Here is a 16,436-nt window from a genome sequence, read left to right as displayed (position 1 = left end):
AAGCAGGGCGTTCCGCGCGCTGTCGCGGCCGGGTCGCGTTCTCTTCCTGGCCCAGGGCGGGACAGGTGGCGCAGGTCAGTGCGCCTACGCCTTCGACTTGCGCCGCGCCAGCCGCGACCGGTTGCGCACGGCCGCGTTGCGGGCCGGTCGCAGGGCGGCATTGCCTACGCCGATCCACAGCTCCGCCATCGCCATCCAGGCGTCCAGGGAGCCGGTGGCCGACCATGAGGCGGGGCGGGCGCCGACCTGCATCAGGCGATAGGGCAGCATCGCCAGTTCCATGCCCGCCGCCGCCATGCCGGCGTTCACCGCCGCGACCTTTTCGGTGCCCATGCGCCGCAGTTCGGAGGCGTGCCAGGGCGACCACGGTCCCCCTGGCGTGGAGAAGGCGAGCATGCGCGCCGCGATGACGCTGGCAGACGCGGCGCTTGCGGTCGTCAACAGCAGCGGCGTGGCGCGGGAAGGGTGGCGGGGTGGCATGGCGCGCTCCGGATCGATGGGCATGCACGGTGCGCCCCGCGCGATGAACCCGCTGTGCAGTGTTGGTGGCCATGGCGGCGGCGGACGCCGACCGTGCGGCGATCGGCGATGGCAGTGCATGTCCACGCTGGAGCGAAGTGGGCCTCGGCCGTGCATGGCGGCGTGGCGCCTGAGAGGAATGGGGTCAGGTTCATTTGGTTGATCTGCATTGGGAGGGCGGGCGTTGCCCGCCTTTCGTTTTTCCATGAAACGCAACGTGCCTCGCCCGGCGCCGTATCCATCGTTGTCCAACAGCCAGGCGACTCGCATGCCTGTTCAGGAAGAAAGTGCCAGTGACAATTCCCAATGACATAGCAGATTAAGCTGTGCGAATAGTGCTGGGTCATTACAGGTCTGTCCTCATGCGCAGGGTCGCGTCACGGGCGCAGCGAGCGTGTAATCTGCTGGTTCTCTCCGTAGATCGATCCGCCATGAGTGAAGCCGTCCGAACCCGTCCTTCTGCACCGCGCTGGAAACGCCGGCGCGTCGAGCTGCTCATGCAGGTGTCGCTGGTGATCCTGGGCGCGCTGCTGGCGTTCGGATTCGGCCAGTGGAAGGAGCAACGCGACGAACAGGCGCGGGCGCGCGTGGCCCTGGAGAGCATTCGCTCGGAGCTGCGCACCAACCGCGACGAGGTGGAGCGCGCGCGCCGGTACCACGCCGTGCTCGCCGATCGCTTCGAACAGCTGGAGCAGCGCGGCGCGGCGCAGCCGGGTTGGGACGACTTTCCGCAGGGGTTGCTGTCGCCTGCGCGCGTGGTGTCCACGGCGTGGCAGTCCGCGATGACGACCGGCGTCGCCGCGCAATGGCCGTACGAGGAATTGCTGGCGCTGTCGAGCATCTACGAGACACAGGCGTCCTATGCACGGCTCAGCGACGCGCTGCTGGCCTCGACCTACCAGGACCTGATGCGCAATGGGCCGCGCCGCCTGCTGGACGGTTACGCGAACTTCGTGCCTCTGCAGCGGGATTTTTCCGGCAAGGAATCCGAGCTGGTGGCAGCCTACGACCGTGTGCTCGCCGCCATCGCGAACTGACGCGGGGTCGACGCGGGCAGTTGCAAAAGTAGAAAGGGTGTCAGGGACAAGTTCCGTGCCGGGCGCGTTCGTTGCCCGCATCGGGATGCAGGGCCGACGTTGAGGAAGAACGGGGTCAGGTTCATTTGTCTGACCTGCATTGAAAAGGCGGGCGTTGCCCGCCTTTCGTTTTTCCTTGAAATGCAACGTGCTTCGCCCGGCGCCGTATCCATCGTTGTCCAACAGCCAGGCGACTCATGGACGTGTTGACGTGCGTCGGCATCGATGTTCAGATTCGTGCCGGGTTGGGCTGGTCTGGATTCGCCATGGGGATGGCGCCAGCGCAGGGGCATGGCGCAACGGGGGAAGTGCGATGGAAGCGCAGCAAGTGAGCGGCGGGTCGGTACAGGCAGATCCGGACGTGCGTGCGTGGCCGCGCTACTTCGCGCGCATGATCGACATCTTCGTGTTCTCGTTCGCCTTGATCGCGATCGTCGTGCTCTACATCGAGCTGGTGCATGCCGATGTCGCGCTGGTGGACAGGTTGCTGGGGGTGTTCGAGGGCGTCGGCGGCACGGTGCTTTCCAACGTCGTGTCGCCGGTCATGGCGATAGTGCCGGTCGCCTTGTTGCTCGCCTGCGGGCAAACGCCGGGGAAGTGGCTGTTCGGCATCCGGGTACGTGATCGCGAGGGGCGACGGATCGGGTTCCTCGCGGCGCTCCGGCGCGAGGCAATGATCTACGTGCGCGGCCTGGGTCTCGGGCTGCCCCTCGTGACCCTGTACACCCTGGCCACCAGCTTTGGCGACCTGAAAAACGAAGGCACCACGCACTGGGACCGGGCGCTTGGGTTGCAGGTGTCCCACGCACCCGCGACGTGGTTCTGGTGGGTCCGCGCGACCCTGGGTGGTGCGCTGGTGCTGGCCATGGTGTTGGCAGGGTCTCTCGATGTGTTTGGATCGATGGCCTGACGCCCGGGTGGGCGAGGGCCGGTCGGGGGTGCGTTTCGCTCCTGGAACGCGAGGACGCAAGGCGCACCCATGGTGTCGCTGGCCCGGTCCAGTCACATAGATGCGTTGACAGGGGAGGGGGGAGTGATGGGCAGCGTGTTTGGGCATGCGATGGTGGTGGCCGTCCTGGCGGCAGGGGGCCTTGTGCCAGCCATGGCGACCGAGCGCACGGCCGGCGAGCGACTGACGGACATCAGTGGCTTCCGGGAGAGCTACCAGAGTGGCGAGGATGTGTGCCTGGAGCGGATGGCGGGCATCGACCCTGGGCAGGAGTTGGCCGGAAATCCGGACCTGCTGGGAGGCATCGTCCCATCCGATCCCGAGTGGGACGCGGCATGGCCGCTCTACCTCGACCTGAGCCGGTCGGTCTGCCAGCAGGACATCGATGCAGCGGCGGCGGTGTTCGCGCAGACGCTCGACGCCGAGCTGTCGGAGGGCGACCTCCACGCGTTGGTTGCCTTCTACCAGACCGGGCTGGGCCAGAACTATCGCGCGGCATCCCTCGTGGCGAACACGGCGACGTACCGCATGCTGATGGAGTCGGCGTCATCGAACGCCAACTACGCGGCGTTCGGCGAGGCGATCGCCGGGCTGGTTGCCGCACGGACCGCCCCGCCAACGAAGGAACCGTCGCAGAAGACCGCGATTGCCCTGCCCGATGCCGACGCCGCAGTCGCATTGTCCGACCGCGCCATGCGGGCCGTCGTGGAAGGGCGCGTCGCGGATGCGCTGGAGATGGTCAAGCCGCATACCACGACGCCCGACGCGCAGTTCGATGCACTGCTGGAGCAGCTCGAGCAGCAGGGGCCGAACATCGCGGCCCGGTTCGGCGCAAGCGACGGCTACGAGTTGCTGCGCAACGACACCATTGGCGATTCGCTGGTCCGGCCCGTATTCCTGCATCGTTTCGACAACAGCGCGATGATCTGGCTGTTCACGTGGTATCGCGGCACGCAAGGCTGGGTGATGACCGGCGTGCGCTATGCCGACGACGTGAGCCTGCTGTTCCGGTAGGCAAGGCAGGACACGAAGCGAACAAGCTGCGGCGGGTGATTCCCCGTTATCGGCCTTGTTCTGCCAACGCTGTCGCGCTTCGATTTGACTGCAGTCGGGCAGGATGTACGCTGACCCTTCGTACAATGCCGACGCCGCTTCGCGGCACGGGTTGTTCCAGGCCTAGGATTTCACATGAGACATCCGGTTTTTCTCTTGCTTCTGGTTGCGCTCTCCGGCTGTGCAGGGGTGCATGACCTTGGCGATCGGAATTGTCTGCCCCTGCAAGTACCGGCTGATGTCATCCTGGTGCAGGAGGTTGGCCTCTACACACGAGGGGAGACGGCCACGAAACTGCTGATGGAGCATCCGCGTGACGCAGCCAATGACGCATCTGCCCGGATCCGGCTTGAAACAACCCTGGAGCCCGGCACTTCCATTCGAATTCAACGTCTCGTGCAAGAGTGGGGATACGACATCGGCCAAGCGTCCATCAAGGCGATGGGACTCACGCCAGACGGCGACAAGTTCGAATACCACTGGGGCTTTGGCGACAAGATCTATCGGGCGCCTTGGGAGCCGGAAACGAGCGACGTACGCGTAGTGGCTTGCAAGACCTGACGGTTCGTCGGAGCCGACGCTGCTTCGCGGCGCAACGACCAAGGGGGCGGAGGCAATCGACCGGCTTCGATCCCGATCTCTTCACCCTCCGACGCCCGGCATCAGATGCCAAGGAACGTCGACAGACGCTTCATTTCATCGTCCAGTGCGGTCCGGAACGCGGCCCCCTTGGGCTTGGCGTCGACATAGCCAAAATCCGGCTGCAGGTGGCCATCGCGCACGACGACGTTGGCCCAGCCGATCACTTGCTCGCGCCACAGCATCGGCAGCGCGTAGTAGCCGAGCCGGCGCTTGGCCGCGGGCGTGTAGGCCTCGAACTTGTAGGTCCAGCCCCACAGCATCGTGAAGCGACGCCGGTCCCAGGCCACCGGGTCGAACGGGGCGAGCAGGCGCAACGAGGCATCCACCGCATGGCGGCGCGAGGCCGGGTCTTCGCCCGCGGGCCAGTACCAGGTCACGCCATCGATCCGGACGTTGGGCAAGTGTTCGCGTGCATGCCTTAGTGCGGCCTGGGCCTGCATCGCCAGCTGCGGCGCTCCGTAACCCAGCAAGCGGACCAGGTAGGTCAGGCTGGCCGCAGGCAGTGGCGCGTACTTGTCCAGCACCAGGTCGACCAGTGCAGTCGCACGGTATGCGCGCCGCTCCGGGCCGTCATCGACGGCGGGATGTGTAACCGCTTCGTACACACGCGTCCCACCGTCCCGGCGCGCGACCCGCAACAGCCCCCGGTAGTGCATGCCGTCCAGCAGATGCGTGGTGGCGTTGCTCGAGCCACCCCAGTAGTTGCGCACGCGGCCATGCGCGAAGTGCTGCTCCACCTGGCGCGGATGCACTGGCCCGTGTTCGCGCACGAAGGCCAGCACCTCCGCCGCCCGTTGTCGCGTCTTCGCATCCCACGCACGGCGTGGCGTCCGCGGATGCAGCAGCGCAAGGTGCTCGCGCGGCAGGAACCCGTAGTTGACCAGGCAGTCCTCTTCCACCGCCAGGCGCGGGTAGCGGCGCTCCAGGTCGCCGGCGCGATAATCCTTCACCCGATGGCGCAGGGTCAGGTCCTGCGCACGTGCCGGCGCGCGGATGGGGTCGGCCTGCACGAAGCCCAGGCGTCGGATCGCATGCGCCAAGGTGGTGGGCGTGAACAGCGTGCGTGCGATGGCGTACCGGCGGAGGGCATCGAGATCGGGCGTAGGCATCAACGTCGGGGGCATGTGCTTCCGCGGCAGGATAGCCCGCACCGGCAAGGCAGGGCGGGGAGTCCAAGGCGAGCCGACCAGGTCCCCCTTGGGGTGTACCGGGTAGTCCCGGGTTCAGGCCGGCATTGGATGCGCGGGTCGAGCCGATGCGCAGGAGTCGTGCATCGGCCGGGTTTGCCCGCCACGGTGGATGGCACGTAACCTGAGCGCCGCTTCCGCCACTCCAAGCCCCCATGCGCCTCCAGCTCAGTACCTGGCCTGACATCCAGCACTACCTGCAGCACTCGACCGGCATCCTCGTGCCGATCGGTTCCACCGAGCAGCACGGCCCCAACGGACTGATCGGCACCGACGCCATCTGCCCCGAAGTGGTCGCGCATGCGGTGGGCGAGCGCATCGGTGCGCTGGTGGCGCCGACGTTGAACATCGGCATGGCCCAGCACCACCTCGGGTTCCCGGGGTCCATCGCCTTCCGCCCCACCACGCTGATCGCGGTGATCCGCGACGTGGTGCAGTCGCTGGCGCGGCATGGGTTCCGCCACGTGTACTTCCTCAACGGCCACGGCGGCAACGTCGCCACCGCGAACGCGGCGTTCGCCGAGATCCATTCCGACAACAGCTTCAGCGGGCGCGAGGACGCCATGCCCGCGCTCAGGTTCGCCAACTGGTACATGGGCCAGCGCGTGCAGGTGCTGTCGCGCGAACTGTTCGCCGACAGCGAGGGCAGCCATGCCACCCCATCGGAAATCTCGCTGACCTGGCACGCGTATCCCGATTGCGCGCGGCCGATGACGCTGGAGCCGCGCCTCGCGCCCAGCAGCGGATTTGCCGATGCCGCGGACTATCGACGGCGCTTCCCCGATGGCCGCATCGGCTCCGACCCGTCGCTGGCGTCGGTGGACGCCGGCACGCGCCTGTTCGAAGCCAGCGTGGCGGACACCCTCGAGGATTACCAGGCCTTCGTGCGGGCGGATTGATCGCGGTGGGGGCGCGGGTTCCGCGCCGGGCGATGGCGGTGGCTGCAGGCAACCTTTGCGATGCGGCCGGCATCGAACCGCTGATCCCGTTGGAGGTGGCGGATGCACAAGATCGGCATGGTCGCACTGGGGTGCCTGCTCTGGCTGGCGGCCCTTGGCGCGGTGGCGGGCGAAGCGCGGCAAGGTGGGTTCCTCGACCGCACGGTGGAGCTGGCGGGCCAGCGCTGGCCGTACCAGGTGTACGTGCCGCCGGAAGGCGGGGACGACGCGCTGCCTGTCATCCTCTTCCTGCATGGCGCGGGGGAGCGTGGCGGTGACGGATTGCGACAGACCATCACCGGCCTGCCTGCGGCGATCCGCCAGGACCGCACGCGGTTCCCGTTCCTCGTGGTGATGCCGCAGGCTCCGTCGGAGCGGCGCTGGGCGTACGCCACGACCGAGGCCGCGATGGCGGCGCTGGAGGATGCCGTGGTGGCGTTCGGTGGCGACCGCGAACGCATCTATGTCACCGGGCTGTCGCTCGGTGCGGAAGGCGCATGGAGCCTGGCGGGCAAGCCCCCGGACGTGTTCGCCGCGCTGGTGCCGGTGAGCGGATCGGTGACGCGCGATGCGACCGGCGTCAACGTGGAAGGCGATGGGCGCATGCACACGGCCACGCTGGACCCGCACGACCCTGCGGAGCCATTCGATGCGATTGCGCAGCGCCTGCGCCACCTCCCGGTGTGGATGCTGCACGGCGATGCCGACGACGTGGCGTCGGTGCACGGTCCGCGCAGGATGCGCGCCGCACTGGAGGCAGCGGGCGGCGAGGTGCGGCTGACCGAATACAGCGGCGTCGGCCACGATGCGTGGGATCGTGCCTATGCCGAACCGGACCTGGCACCGTGGCTGTTGTCGCATCGGCGCAGGGCGGCGGGTTCGCACTGAGGGTGCGTGGAGCCGACGCTGCATTGTCCTGGCATGTGGAGCGAGCCACACAGGCAGCGGCACCTTTTGCATGAATGCGTGACGGGTCGCGCAACGGCACCGCCTTTCGCGGCATGGCGCTGCACGCCGGCTGCGTGACGTGGCGCGGCAAGGGCCGCAGTCAGCAACCGTTGGCATTCGTCATGCGGAAACAGCGCTTCCTTAACGCATCGGACGTTTCCGGTCACGCGTCGTGGACACCCGCCGCACCACACTGCGCCCACTTTCCACGCTTGGAGCACAGACGATGAATACCCGCCTCCCCCTCGCCATTGCCCTGACTTCCGCCATGGCGTTCGCCGTTGGCTGCGCCGACAGGAACGCCGAGGACCGCACCGCGATGCAGCCGGTCGACCAGACCCCGGCCGACACGATCCCGCCGGCAGGCACCGCGGCGAACGATCCGATGGTGAACGATCCGGCGGCGCAGGATTCGCTTTACTCGGCCGACGCTGCGCAGGACGGGATGCTGGACCGCGAGTCCGACCAGCCGGTCAATGACACATGGATCACCACCAAGGTGAAGTCCTCGCTGCTGGCCGACTCGGACGTGTCGGGCCTGGACATCAACGTCGAGACCGTCAACGGCGTGGTCACGCTGTCGGGTGACGTCGAGCAGCAGTCCCAGGTCGAGCACGCGACCCGCATCGCGCGCGAGATCGAGGGCGTGACCGACGTCAACAACACGGCGCTGGTCGCACGCTAATCCTCGCATCAGCAGGAGGCTGCCCGCAGCGATGCGGGCATCGCTCCTCGACGCGACGAGCAAGATCGACGTGCCGCAGGCCTCCGGGTCTGCGGCACGGTTGTTTCCGGCGTGCGTCTCGCGATGCCGCGGGTCAGGCAGGCCGCCCGTCACCGCGCTGGCGGCACGTTGGACTCCTCGGAGCGCAGCGGGCAGGCACCTGCACCGAGATGCGGCCATCTGGACACGCGTTGCGTGGATCGACGACGATCGCATCCATCCCGGCGCCGTCACCTTGTCGAACATCCCGCCACCGCCGGCACCGAGGCCACCATGCTCGACCTGCAGGACGTCACGTGCCCTTACTGCGGTGAAGTCATCAGCCTGGCGCTGGATGCCAGCGCGGGCGCGCAGCACTACATCGAGGACTGCCACGTCTGCTGCCGGCCGATCACCGTGTTGCTGGACGTGGATGAGGATGGCGATGCCTCGGTGCAGGTGCAGGCGCAGGACGACGCATAGCCGCGTCAGTCCGCCGGCGTGATCCGCTCGTCCAGCCGGTCGGACGACACCAGGTAACCCGCTTCCTCCACCGCCGCGCGCACATCCATCAGCGCGGTGTCGAGTGCGTCGAGTTCATCGGCCCCGGCCGCGCCCACGATCTGGATGCAGCGCCCGTTGAACCATTCCCAGAACTGGCGGAACGTCTTGCCATGCCAGTGCTCGTGGCGAATGCCTTGGTATATCTCGCCGATGGCGATGGTGGTGGCGTCGCGCATGGCGTGGTCCCGGCGTGTCCGATGGGCGTTGATTCTCGCCGATCTCCAGCGGCCACGGTATGCGTCGCGCCATCGCGCGTCAGCCGCGCCCCGGACGCGACGCCAAGGCCACGCGCAGGAGGATGAATTCGGCCGGCTTGAGCATCGCCAGCCCGACGATGGCGACGACGCGGCCACCGGCGACATCGGCGTCCGTCATGGTGCCGGCATCGCAGCGGACGAACCATGCGTGGTCCGGACGGGTGCCCGCCAGCGTGCCCTTCGTCCATTCCCGTGCAAGGAACTCCTCGATCGCGCCACGTACCTTCACCCAGAGCGATGGGCCATTTTCCTCAAGCGACACCCAGTCCAGGCCACGGCCGATCGATGCTTCCACGTAGTCGATGTAGCGTCGGACGTTGACGTAGATCCATTCGGGGCTCGACGAGGTGGTGCGGCTACCCCATACCCGGTGCCCGCGGCCGGGGAAGCTGCGCAGGCAGTTCACGCCTTCCGGGTTCAATTGCTCCTGCTGTGGCGTGGTGATGGTGCGCTCGAAACCCGTTGCCGACCGCAACGCCTGGTTCGCGGCGGCAACATGCACCCCGCGTTCGACATCGTTGCGTGCGTACACCCCGCACACGAAGCCGGAGGGCGGCTGCAGCAACCGGGCGGGTGCTCCCGTGGCGTCCGTGCCACGCGTTTCGACCCAGGGGTAGTAGAGCGCCGCGTGCGGGCTTTCCAGCTTGCGCCGCAGGTCCAGCACGCTTTCGGTGCCGGCGCCGCGTGGTGCATCCAGGACCGCGAAGCGGTGCATGCGCGGTTGCGCGGCATGCGTGATCAGCGCTTGCGCCAGCGCGGCGGGATCGTCGCACCATTCCGTGGCGCCAGGCGCGGCCACGGTGCGGATGTCCTCCACGGCCTCCAGGGCGCGCAAGGCATGGGCGTAGTCGCTCACTTCGAATGGGCGATCGCGTCCGCCGCATTCGACCGCACGTGCCACCGGCGAGACGTGCAGGCGGCGCCCGCCTTCGGCGAAGAACGCGCGCACGGCATGCGCGAGATAGTGCGGCGTTGCGTGGCCTTCGAATGACAGGTCCGCGGCATCGCCATAGTGGCGTTCGAACTCCGCGACGCTGGTCAGCAGCGGCGGCGGCTCACCCGGCGCAAGAGCGGCATGGGTGGGGCCAACGAAGGCGCAAGTGGTGGTGTCGACGCCGGTGATGGTCTCCGTGCGCAAGCCGACTTCTTCGACATAGACGCCTGGGGTGCGGTAGGTGGGCATCACGGACTCCGCGTATTTGCTGGTGCCAACGCAAAGCGGGGCGGAATCCGGCACGCGCGAGGGTCCTGCGCCTGCAGCGCCGTGGTATGCCCCTCAGCGCGGCACCGGGTGCGTGCGCAGGACCTGGAACTCGGCATGGTGCCCGGCCACGCCATCGCCCGGCTGTCCACCGCCCACGAATACGCGGTAGCGTCCCGGCATCACCTGCCGGTCGCCGGCCGCGTCCACCGCGCTGAGATCGCGCGGGTCGAGGTCGAACTGCAGCGTGCGCGCTTCGCCGGGCGCAAGCGTTACGCGCCGGAAGCCACGCAGGGCGATGCGCGGGACGCCTTCAAGGTCGGGGAAATCGAGGTACAACTGCGCGACCTCGTCGCCGGCGCGATCGCCGGTGTTGCGGACTTCGGTGGTGACGCGCAGGCCTTCGCCGGCATCCCGGCCGTTGGCCTGCACGACCAGTGGCGCGTAATCGAATCGCGTGTAGCTCAGGCCGTGGCCGAAGGGATACACCGGCGTGCCTTCGAAGTAGCGATAGGTGCGGCCGCGCATGTCGTAGTCGCCGAACGGCGGCAGGTCGTCGACCGAGCGGTAGAAGGTGAGCGGCAGTCGCCCGCCCGGGTTGGTGATGCCGGCGATGACGTTGGCCACGGCGAGGCCGCCGGACTGGCCGGGATACCAGGCTTCGATGATCGCGTCGGCGTGTTCGCGTGCCCATGCGAGATTGACCTGGCTGCCGTTCATCAGCACCACCACCAGCGGCTTGCCGGTGGCTTTCGCCGCTTCCAGCAGCGCCTGCTGGTCGGCCAACAGGTCGAGCGATGTCTTGTCGCCGCCCTTGAACCCGGGCACCTCGATCGGTGCTTCCTCGGCCTCGAGATCCGACGTGAGGCCGACCACGGCGACCAGCACGTCACTGTCGGCAGCGGCGGCGCGCAGGTCGTCCCCGGGCGTCTCCGAAATGCGCTTCCAGACCATGCCGATGCCGGTGAGCACGCGCGCCTCGGTGGTGACGGTGACCGGGTACTGGCGGCCACCCTCAAGGCGCACGGTCTTCATCGTCGGCAGGCTGTTCCACGACGCGCCGCGCAGGTCGACGAAGGGCTTGCCGTCGAAGCTCATCTCGCCGTTGAAGCCGCCCAGTCCCAGCCGATACGTGCCGCTCACCGGCGGCACCAGGTAGCCGCGCCATTCCACGCGATGCACGTCGTGCACCTGTGCGAGGTCGAGGCTGCGCGAGTTCACGTCGGGCTCGGTGCGACTGACGATCGGTTCGGCATCGAAGCCGATGCGCTCCACCCATGCGTCCAGCTCGCCCTCGCCGAAACGTGTCGGCGGCACGGCGGCGGCGTTGTAGTAGCGGGCCAGCAGCCCCGGTGCGCCATCGGGCGTGCGCAGGGCGCTGGTGGGCACCGGGTCGCCGTCGGTGTAGGTGGCGCCGAACGGCACGTGGCGGACCTGCGCGTCCGGCATCGCGCGGCGCAGGCCTTCGAGTACGGAGATGGGCGGCGCAGACTGCGGCGAGGAGTAGTTGCCACGCAGCACGCGGGTGGCATCGCCCAGGGGGCCGATCACCGCGATCCGCGGCGTGCCCGCGAGCGGCAGCACGCCGTCGTTCTTCAGCAGCACCAGGCTCTTTTCAGCGGCCTCGAGCGCGAGTTCGGCATGCGCGGGCGCACCGACATCCTCCGGCGACACGCTGTCGGTGGACAGCGGGCGCAGGCCGGGCAGGTCGCCGGTGCGCAAGCGCGCGGCGAACAGACGTACCAGGGCCCGGTCGACGTCGGCCAGGGTGATCAGGCCGCGTGCCAGGGCATCGCGCCAGGGCTGCTCGAGGTTGGCGCTGTCGGTAAGCGTGGCGCCGCTGCACTCGTTGTCCACGCCGGCGCGCATGGCCGCCGCGACGGCCGTGGCGGCGTCGGGCGCGAAGCGGTGGTGCAGGCGGATGTCGCTCACGGCGTCGCAGTCGGAGACCACGTAGCCGGTGAAGCCCCAGTCGTTGCGCAGGATGTCGCCCAGCAACAGGTCGCTGGCGCAGGCGGGCAGGCCATCGACGCGGTTGTAGGCGCACATGATCGAACCGGCGCGTCCCTCGACGATGGCGGCGCGGAATGCCGGCAGGTAGGTGTCCTCCAGGTCGCGGCGCGACACGAACACGTTGGCTTCGTGCCGGGTGGATTCCGGCCCGCTGTGCACGGCGTAGTGCTTGGGCGTGGCCACGATGTCCAGCCACTCGGGATGGTCGCCCTGCACGCCGCGCACGTAGGCCACGCCCATGCGCGCGGCGAGGAAGGGGTCTTCGCCATAGGTTTCCTGGCCGCGGCCCCAGCGCGGGTCGCGGAAGATATTGATGTTCGGCGACCAGGTGTTGAGCCCGGTACCGATGCGGCCGGTGCGCCCCGTCTGCCGCGCCAGTGCATGCAGGCCGCGCACTTCGGTGCTGATCACCCCGGCCACGCGCTGCACCAGCGCATCGTCGAACGTGGCCGCAAGCCCGATGGGCTGGGGGAAGTTGGTGGTGGGCAGCGCGCCCATCGCGCCGTGCAGCGACTCGGTCCACCAGTTGTAGCGGGGCACGTCGAGCCGCGGGATGGCGGGCGCGGTGTTGAGCAGTTGCGCCAGCTTTTCGTCCGTCGTGAGCCGCGCGACGAGGTCGGCGGCGAGGGCCTCCGCATCGCCGCCGACCTGCGCGGGCCGGGCCTGCGCGGCGGGGATCGCGATCGCCAGGAGGGTTGAAACGGCGAGCGCGGTGAACGTGCCGCGCACGGTGTGGCGTGGAGCCTTCATGCAACCTCTCCGGTGGGGGTCCGGCATGGACGGTGGCCTGCGGACCGCAGCATCCCGCATTCCGGCGACCGGGTCCATGCGTGGCGGCCGGGCCAACGGGCGCGATGCAGCGGCGCTCCGTGGCCTGCGCATCGCACCGGGTGGCACGGCGCCGTGCGTTGCCTATACTCCGGCGACCTGCGACGGGGAGCGCGTGCGATGCGGATGGCGGTATTTGGCGCAGTGTGTGCACTGCTGGCGTGGTCGGGCCTGGTACATGCCGCCAAACCGTCTTTCGCATGGCCGAATGGCGCCAAGGCCGCGGTCAACCTGGCCTACGACGATGCGCTGGATTCGCAGCTGGACAACGCCATCCCCGCGCTCGACCGGCATGGCTTCAAGGGCAGTTTCTACCTCACGCTGGGCGCTCAGGTCGTGCGCACGCGCATGGAAGAGTGGCGCGCCGCCGCGCGCAATGGCCACGAACTGGGCAACCACAGCCTGTTCCACCAGTGTTCCGGGCGCGGCGCCGGGCGCGAATGGGTGGCGCCGCAGCAGGACCTGGACAGGACCACCGTCGCGCAGATGCGCGACCAGGTGCTGTTGGCGAACACGATGCTGCAGGCGATCGATGGCAGTACCGAGTTCACCTATACCGCGCCCTGTGGCGACCGGATGGCGATGGACGGCGACTACCTGCCGTCGATTGCCGATGCCTTCCTCGGCATCAAGCTGGTGGAAGGCACGGGTGTGGCGGACATGGCGGGCTTCGACCCGTTGGCCGCGCCGGTGGTGGCGCCGGTCGAGTTCACCGGTGCGCAGTTGATCGCGCTGGTGGAGGACGCAGGGCGCAACGGCACGATGATCGGTTTCACGTTCCATGGCATCGGTGGCGACCACCTGCAGACGTCGGTCGAGGCTCACGATGAATTGCTGGCGTACCTTGCGGCGCACCGCGACGTGTACTGGGTGGATACCTTCCGCAACCAGATGCGCTGGGTGCGCGACCAGCGTGCGACGGGGGGCGCGGACACCGCGGCCACGCCATGACGGGATCGTGATGCGGCGGGCGCTAGGGTGGCGGCCCATCGCGGCGTGGGGTGCACGCTTGCACGCGCCCCGTCCGCAGGTCCTCGAGCCCAACGCCAACCAGGAGCGACTGCATGGCGACCACCCGCGACGACGCCTTGATCCAGCTCGACCAGGTCGATACCGCGCTGGAGCAACCGGAAGCCGACAAGGCCGCGCTGCTGCGCGATGCCGAGGCCTGGTTGTCCGCGCATCCCGACCTCGAGCCTGCCGACGCCCTCTACTATCGCGAACGCCTGCAGGTCATCCGCGAGCGGCACGGGGGCGATTGAGCCGACGTCTGCGCGGCGGGGTGCACGACGCGCACGCTTGCGATCCAGTGGGGCGCCTGCACTGCCCGCATTGGATGGCCCCGCCATGCTGAAGACCTTGCGCCAACTGCTGGGCGGCCCGCGCTCCGCAAGCGCTCCCGTGACGGTTGCCACGCCGGTCGAGCGCGTGCCGGTGGCGATGGCCTGGCGCGCGGGCACCACCGTGCCCATCCCGGACTGGGAGGCGATGCACGCGGTGACGCCGGAGGGCGACGATGCACGCCGCCATGCGTACTGGCGTTCGGCGGCGTGGGGCTGGCTGGAGGCCCTGTCGGAACGCTCGGGGGGTGGATACACGATCCGCGAGTCGGCGGACTTCCTGCTGCTGTCGGCGCTGCCGCCGCGGCAGTCCGAATTGTTCCTCGCCTTCTGCCAGCGCGTGCTCAGGCGCGTGCGCGCCAACCTCGCGGAACTGGCCGACGATGGCGGCCACGGCCCGCACCTGGCGATCGTATTCGCGGACGAGGACGCGTACTACGACTACGTCTCGCATTACTACCCCGAAGGCGGCGAATACGCGATGTCGTCGGGCATGTTCATCCAGGACGGCTACGGCCATTTCGTGATGCCGCAGGGCGAGCTGGGCATGATGGAGCCGGTGATCGCGCACGAGCTGACGCACAGCCTGCTGTCGCACCTGCCGATCCCGGCGTGGCTCAACGAAGGCCTCGCGGTGAATACCGAGCACGCGATCTTCCCCGAGATGGCCGACCCGCGCACCCAGCTGTTCAGCCCGCGCGAACTGGCCGCGCAACACGTGCGCTACTGGGACGACGCCGGCGTGCAGGCGTTCTGGTCCGGAAAGTCGTTCCTGCGCACCGACGACGGCAATCGGTTGTCCTACGACCTGGCCGCCAGGATCACCGCGCTGGCCGCGCGCGACGAGGCCGCGTTCCGCGCCTTCGTGGCGCATGCGCACATGGACGATGGCGGGCTGTCGGCCGAACACCACCTCGGCTATCCGGTCGCCAACCTCGTCGAGGCGGTACTGGGCGAGGGGCCGTGGCAGCCGCGGCCCGCGGAATGGCGCGAGGGCGTGGAGCGCGGCCAGTTCCGGCGGGCGCGTAGCTGACCGGATGCGGTGCGCGCGGGCGTCAGGCCTTGCGCGCCGCCGTCTTCTTCACCGCGCGCTTCCTTGTCGCCGTCTTCTTCGTGGCCTTCTTGCCGGCGGGGGCCGCCTTCTTGCGCGTGGATGACTTGCGGGTGTTCTTCGCGGCCTTCTTCGTCGCCTTCCCGGTCGCATTCTTCGCGGGCGAGCGCTTTCGCGCCGCCTTGCCCGGGTGGTCGCTGCCCGCGGGCTTGCGGCTGCGCCCGGTGCGGACATCGACGATCCGGTTCTCGCCCATCACGTCGTCGTTGCCGGTCACGCGCGCGACGGCGAAGGTGATCGCCTTGCCGATCCAGCTGCCGGGGCCGTCCCAATACTCGATGGTGCGTGCCTGCACTTCGATCAGCACCAGGTTCGGATCGTCCTTGCCCTTGGGGAAGAACGCCTTCATGGCGTCGTTCCAGAACTCCTCGATGCGCGCGCGGTCGCGGCTGATGCGCGCGTCGCCGGCCACGGACAGGTAGGTGTTGGCGTCCTTCGAGGCATAGGCCAGGTTGACCTTCGCGTTGCGGCGGATTTCGGCGACCTTGGGGCTGTCGGCTTCGGTGAAGAACCACACGCGTTCGCCGTCGTAGGTGGCCGACTGCGTGGACAGCGGCCGGCTGGCGAGGATCCCGCCCTTGCCGACGGTGGTCAGCATCGCGATGTCGATCTTCTTCATCAGCCTGGCGAGGCGTTCGGTGTCCTGCTTGCGCGTGGCCATCGGCGTGGCTCCATGTGGGGGTGCGTCGAGTCTGGCGATGCCGTGCGGGGCGAGGCGTGAAGGCGCGATCGTGCGCCTGCGCCGCGGCCGCGTCCGCGATGACGCGCAATGCATTCACGCCCCCAACGATGGACGGATGCGAAGGTGGCGGCACGATGAACGAACCAACGCTCTACCTGGTCCAGCTGGAACCTCCGCCCGAGGCTGTGAGCCCGCCGGATGACATGGTGCGACTCGCTCCGGGCCTGTACCTGGTGGAATCGACGGCGTCGCGTTCGCGTCTCTACCACGCATGGAAACGACGGCACCAGCCGCGGCGATTGCTGGTGGCGGCGCTGGCGGACGCGCCGAAGTTCAAGGGCATGCAGCCGGGTGCGCTTGCGTGGCTGCGCAGGCGCTGCCCGGGATGATGCCTCGGTGCCGTGTGCAGGGGCGCATTCAGTCCA

The 16,436-nt window shown here is 68.6% G+C and carries 17 protein-coding genes and 1 pseudogene; 12 read left to right on the top strand and 6 right to left on the bottom strand.

Going from position 1 to position 16,436, the window contains the following annotated elements; all coding sequences use genetic code 11:
• Positions 1-84: 84 nt before the first annotated feature.
• Entirely contained in the window at positions 85-480 is a 396-nt protein-coding gene (locus tag E2F46_RS08860) for a hypothetical protein (RefSeq protein WP_133321713.1), read from the bottom strand.
• Between the two features lie 470 nt (positions 481-950).
• On the opposite strand from E2F46_RS08860, the gene E2F46_RS08855 reads away from it, so the two are divergent.
• The 4 genes from E2F46_RS08855 to E2F46_RS08840 all read left to right on the top strand — a co-directional run bounded on the left by E2F46_RS08855 (position 951) and on the right by E2F46_RS08840 (position 4,158).
• A complete protein-coding gene (locus E2F46_RS08855) occupies positions 951-1,556 on the top strand; it encodes a hypothetical protein (RefSeq protein ID WP_133321712.1) in 606 nt (201 codons plus the stop codon).
• A gap of 352 nt (positions 1,557-1,908) precedes the next feature.
• Positions 1,909-2,505: an RDD family protein gene (locus E2F46_RS08850; protein WP_133321711.1), complete on the top strand. Its 597-nt coding sequence runs from the start codon at positions 1,909-1,911 to the stop codon at positions 2,503-2,505.
• Between the two features lie 126 nt (positions 2,506-2,631).
• Positions 2,632-3,558, top strand: coding sequence for a DUF2059 domain-containing protein (locus E2F46_RS08845; RefSeq protein ID WP_165967408.1), 927 nt, complete (start codon positions 2,632-2,634; stop codon positions 3,556-3,558).
• Between the two features lie 174 nt (positions 3,559-3,732).
• On the top strand, positions 3,733-4,158 hold the full coding sequence (locus E2F46_RS08840) for a hypothetical protein (RefSeq protein ID WP_133321709.1): 426 nt from the start codon (positions 3,733-3,735) through the stop codon (positions 4,156-4,158).
• A gap of 101 nt (positions 4,159-4,259) precedes the next feature.
• Here the strand turns inward: E2F46_RS08840 and E2F46_RS08835 are convergent, their stop codons facing one another.
• Positions 4,260-5,348 carry a DNA glycosylase AlkZ-like family protein gene (locus E2F46_RS08835; protein WP_133321708.1) on the bottom strand — a complete coding sequence of 363 codons (1,089 nt, stop codon included), beginning with the start codon at positions 5,346-5,348 and terminating at the stop codon, positions 4,260-4,262.
• Positions 5,349-5,581: 233 nt separating this feature from the next.
• Here E2F46_RS08835 and E2F46_RS08830 point away from each other — a divergent pair, with 233 nt between their 5' ends.
• From E2F46_RS08830 to E2F46_RS08815, 4 genes are all read left to right on the top strand, one after another.
• Positions 5,582-6,325 carry a creatininase family protein gene (locus E2F46_RS08830; RefSeq protein ID WP_133321707.1) on the top strand — a complete coding sequence of 248 codons (744 nt, stop codon included), beginning with the start codon at positions 5,582-5,584 and terminating at the stop codon, positions 6,323-6,325.
• 102 nt (positions 6,326-6,427) lie between these two features.
• Positions 6,428-7,252, top strand: a complete 825-nt coding sequence (locus tag E2F46_RS08825) for a carboxylesterase family protein (RefSeq protein WP_133321706.1) — start codon at positions 6,428-6,430, stop codon at positions 7,250-7,252.
• Positions 7,253-7,538: 286 nt separating this feature from the next.
• The gene (locus tag E2F46_RS08820; protein WP_243720363.1) at positions 7,539-7,997 is read left to right on the top strand and encodes a BON domain-containing protein; all 459 of its coding nucleotides are present in this window, start codon (positions 7,539-7,541) and stop codon (positions 7,995-7,997) included.
• Between the two features lie 312 nt (positions 7,998-8,309).
• On the top strand, positions 8,310-8,498 hold the full coding sequence (locus E2F46_RS08815; RefSeq protein WP_133321815.1) for a CPXCG motif-containing cysteine-rich protein: 189 nt from the start codon (positions 8,310-8,312) through the stop codon (positions 8,496-8,498).
• A 5-nt stretch (positions 8,499-8,503) separates the two neighbouring features.
• On the opposite strand, the gene E2F46_RS08810 is transcribed toward E2F46_RS08815, so the two are convergent.
• The 3 genes from E2F46_RS08810 to E2F46_RS08800 all read right to left on the bottom strand — a co-directional run bounded on the left by E2F46_RS08810 (position 8,504) and on the right by E2F46_RS08800 (position 12,800).
• On the bottom strand, positions 8,504-8,755 hold the full coding sequence (locus E2F46_RS08810) for a hypothetical protein (RefSeq protein WP_133321705.1): 252 nt from the start codon (positions 8,753-8,755) through the stop codon (positions 8,504-8,506).
• A 79-nt stretch (positions 8,756-8,834) separates the two neighbouring features.
• Positions 8,835-10,019 (bottom strand): phage tail sheath family protein, encoded by a 1,185-nt coding sequence (locus tag E2F46_RS08805; RefSeq protein WP_133321704.1) that lies wholly within the window; start codon positions 10,017-10,019, stop codon positions 8,835-8,837.
• A gap of 93 nt (positions 10,020-10,112) precedes the next feature.
• Positions 10,113-12,800: a glycoside hydrolase family 3 C-terminal domain-containing protein gene (locus tag E2F46_RS08800; protein WP_133321703.1), complete on the bottom strand. Its 2,688-nt coding sequence runs from the start codon at positions 12,798-12,800 to the stop codon at positions 10,113-10,115.
• Between the two features lie 198 nt (positions 12,801-12,998).
• On the opposite strand from E2F46_RS08800, the gene E2F46_RS08795 reads away from it, so the two are divergent.
• From E2F46_RS08795 to E2F46_RS08785, 3 genes are all read left to right on the top strand, one after another.
• Positions 12,999-13,829, top strand: a complete 831-nt coding sequence (locus E2F46_RS08795; RefSeq protein WP_133321702.1) for a polysaccharide deacetylase family protein — start codon at positions 12,999-13,001, stop codon at positions 13,827-13,829.
• Between the two features lie 113 nt (positions 13,830-13,942).
• Positions 13,943-14,140 (top strand): hypothetical protein, encoded by a 198-nt coding sequence (locus E2F46_RS08790; RefSeq protein ID WP_133321701.1) that lies wholly within the window; start codon positions 13,943-13,945, stop codon positions 14,138-14,140.
• A gap of 85 nt (positions 14,141-14,225) precedes the next feature.
• The gene (locus E2F46_RS08785; protein WP_133321700.1) at positions 14,226-15,251 is read left to right on the top strand and encodes a hypothetical protein; all 1,026 of its coding nucleotides are present in this window, start codon (positions 14,226-14,228) and stop codon (positions 15,249-15,251) included.
• Positions 15,252-15,495: 244 nt separating this feature from the next.
• Here the strand turns inward: E2F46_RS08785 and E2F46_RS08780 are convergent.
• Positions 15,496-15,990: pseudogene (locus E2F46_RS08780) on the bottom strand (pyridoxamine 5'-phosphate oxidase family protein); the annotation flags it as partial.
• 155 nt (positions 15,991-16,145) lie between these two features.
• Here E2F46_RS08780 and E2F46_RS08775 point away from each other — a divergent pair.
• On the top strand, positions 16,146-16,400 hold the full coding sequence (locus E2F46_RS08775) for a hypothetical protein (protein ID WP_133321699.1): 255 nt from the start codon (positions 16,146-16,148) through the stop codon (positions 16,398-16,400).
• The last annotated feature ends 36 nt before the right edge of the window (positions 16,401-16,436 follow it).

The organism is Luteimonas aestuarii (assembly GCF_004357985.1).
GTDB classification, from domain to species: domain Bacteria; phylum Pseudomonadota; class Gammaproteobacteria; order Xanthomonadales; family Xanthomonadaceae; genus Luteimonas; species Luteimonas aestuarii.
This window is presented reverse-complemented; position numbering and strand designations above follow the sequence as displayed.

What these genes read in the sequence shown, in the direction of transcription:
- E2F46_RS08830 (WP_133321707.1), top strand. Translation starts at nt 5,582, where the DNA reads ATGCGCCTCCAGCTCAGTACCTGGCCTGACATCCAGCACTACCTGCAG.
- E2F46_RS08820 (WP_243720363.1), top strand. Translation starts at nt 7,539, where the DNA reads ATGAATACCCGCCTCCCCCTCGCCATTGCCCTGACTTCCGCCATGGCG.
- E2F46_RS08790 (WP_133321701.1), top strand. Translation starts at nt 13,943, where the DNA reads ATGGCGACCACCCGCGACGACGCCTTGATCCAGCTCGACCAGGTCGAT.
- E2F46_RS08800 (WP_133321703.1), bottom strand. Translation starts at nt 12,800, where the DNA reads ATGAAGGCTCCACGCCACACCGTGCGCGGCACGTTCACCGCGCTCGCC.
- E2F46_RS08860 (WP_133321713.1), bottom strand. Translation starts at nt 480, where the DNA reads ATGCCACCCCGCCACCCTTCCCGCGCCACGCCGCTGCTGTTGACGACC.
- E2F46_RS08805 (WP_133321704.1), bottom strand. Translation starts at nt 10,019, where the DNA reads ATGCCCACCTACCGCACCCCAGGCGTCTATGTCGAAGAAGTCGGCTTG.
- E2F46_RS08795 (WP_133321702.1), top strand. Translation starts at nt 12,999, where the DNA reads ATGCGGATGGCGGTATTTGGCGCAGTGTGTGCACTGCTGGCGTGGTCG.
- E2F46_RS08855 (WP_133321712.1), top strand. Translation starts at nt 951, where the DNA reads ATGAGTGAAGCCGTCCGAACCCGTCCTTCTGCACCGCGCTGGAAACGC.
- E2F46_RS08785 (WP_133321700.1), top strand. Translation starts at nt 14,226, where the DNA reads ATGCTGAAGACCTTGCGCCAACTGCTGGGCGGCCCGCGCTCCGCAAGC.
- E2F46_RS08810 (WP_133321705.1), bottom strand. Translation starts at nt 8,755, where the DNA reads ATGCGCGACGCCACCACCATCGCCATCGGCGAGATATACCAAGGCATT.
- E2F46_RS08775 (WP_133321699.1), top strand. Translation starts at nt 16,146, where the DNA reads ATGAACGAACCAACGCTCTACCTGGTCCAGCTGGAACCTCCGCCCGAG.
- E2F46_RS08845 (WP_165967408.1), top strand. Translation starts at nt 2,632, where the DNA reads ATGGGCAGCGTGTTTGGGCATGCGATGGTGGTGGCCGTCCTGGCGGCA.
- E2F46_RS08850 (WP_133321711.1), top strand. Translation starts at nt 1,909, where the DNA reads ATGGAAGCGCAGCAAGTGAGCGGCGGGTCGGTACAGGCAGATCCGGAC.
- E2F46_RS08815 (WP_133321815.1), top strand. Translation starts at nt 8,310, where the DNA reads ATGCTCGACCTGCAGGACGTCACGTGCCCTTACTGCGGTGAAGTCATC.
- E2F46_RS08825 (WP_133321706.1), top strand. Translation starts at nt 6,428, where the DNA reads ATGCACAAGATCGGCATGGTCGCACTGGGGTGCCTGCTCTGGCTGGCG.
- E2F46_RS08840 (WP_133321709.1), top strand. Translation starts at nt 3,733, where the DNA reads ATGAGACATCCGGTTTTTCTCTTGCTTCTGGTTGCGCTCTCCGGCTGT.
- E2F46_RS08835 (WP_133321708.1), bottom strand. Translation starts at nt 5,348, where the DNA reads ATGCCTACGCCCGATCTCGATGCCCTCCGCCGGTACGCCATCGCACGC.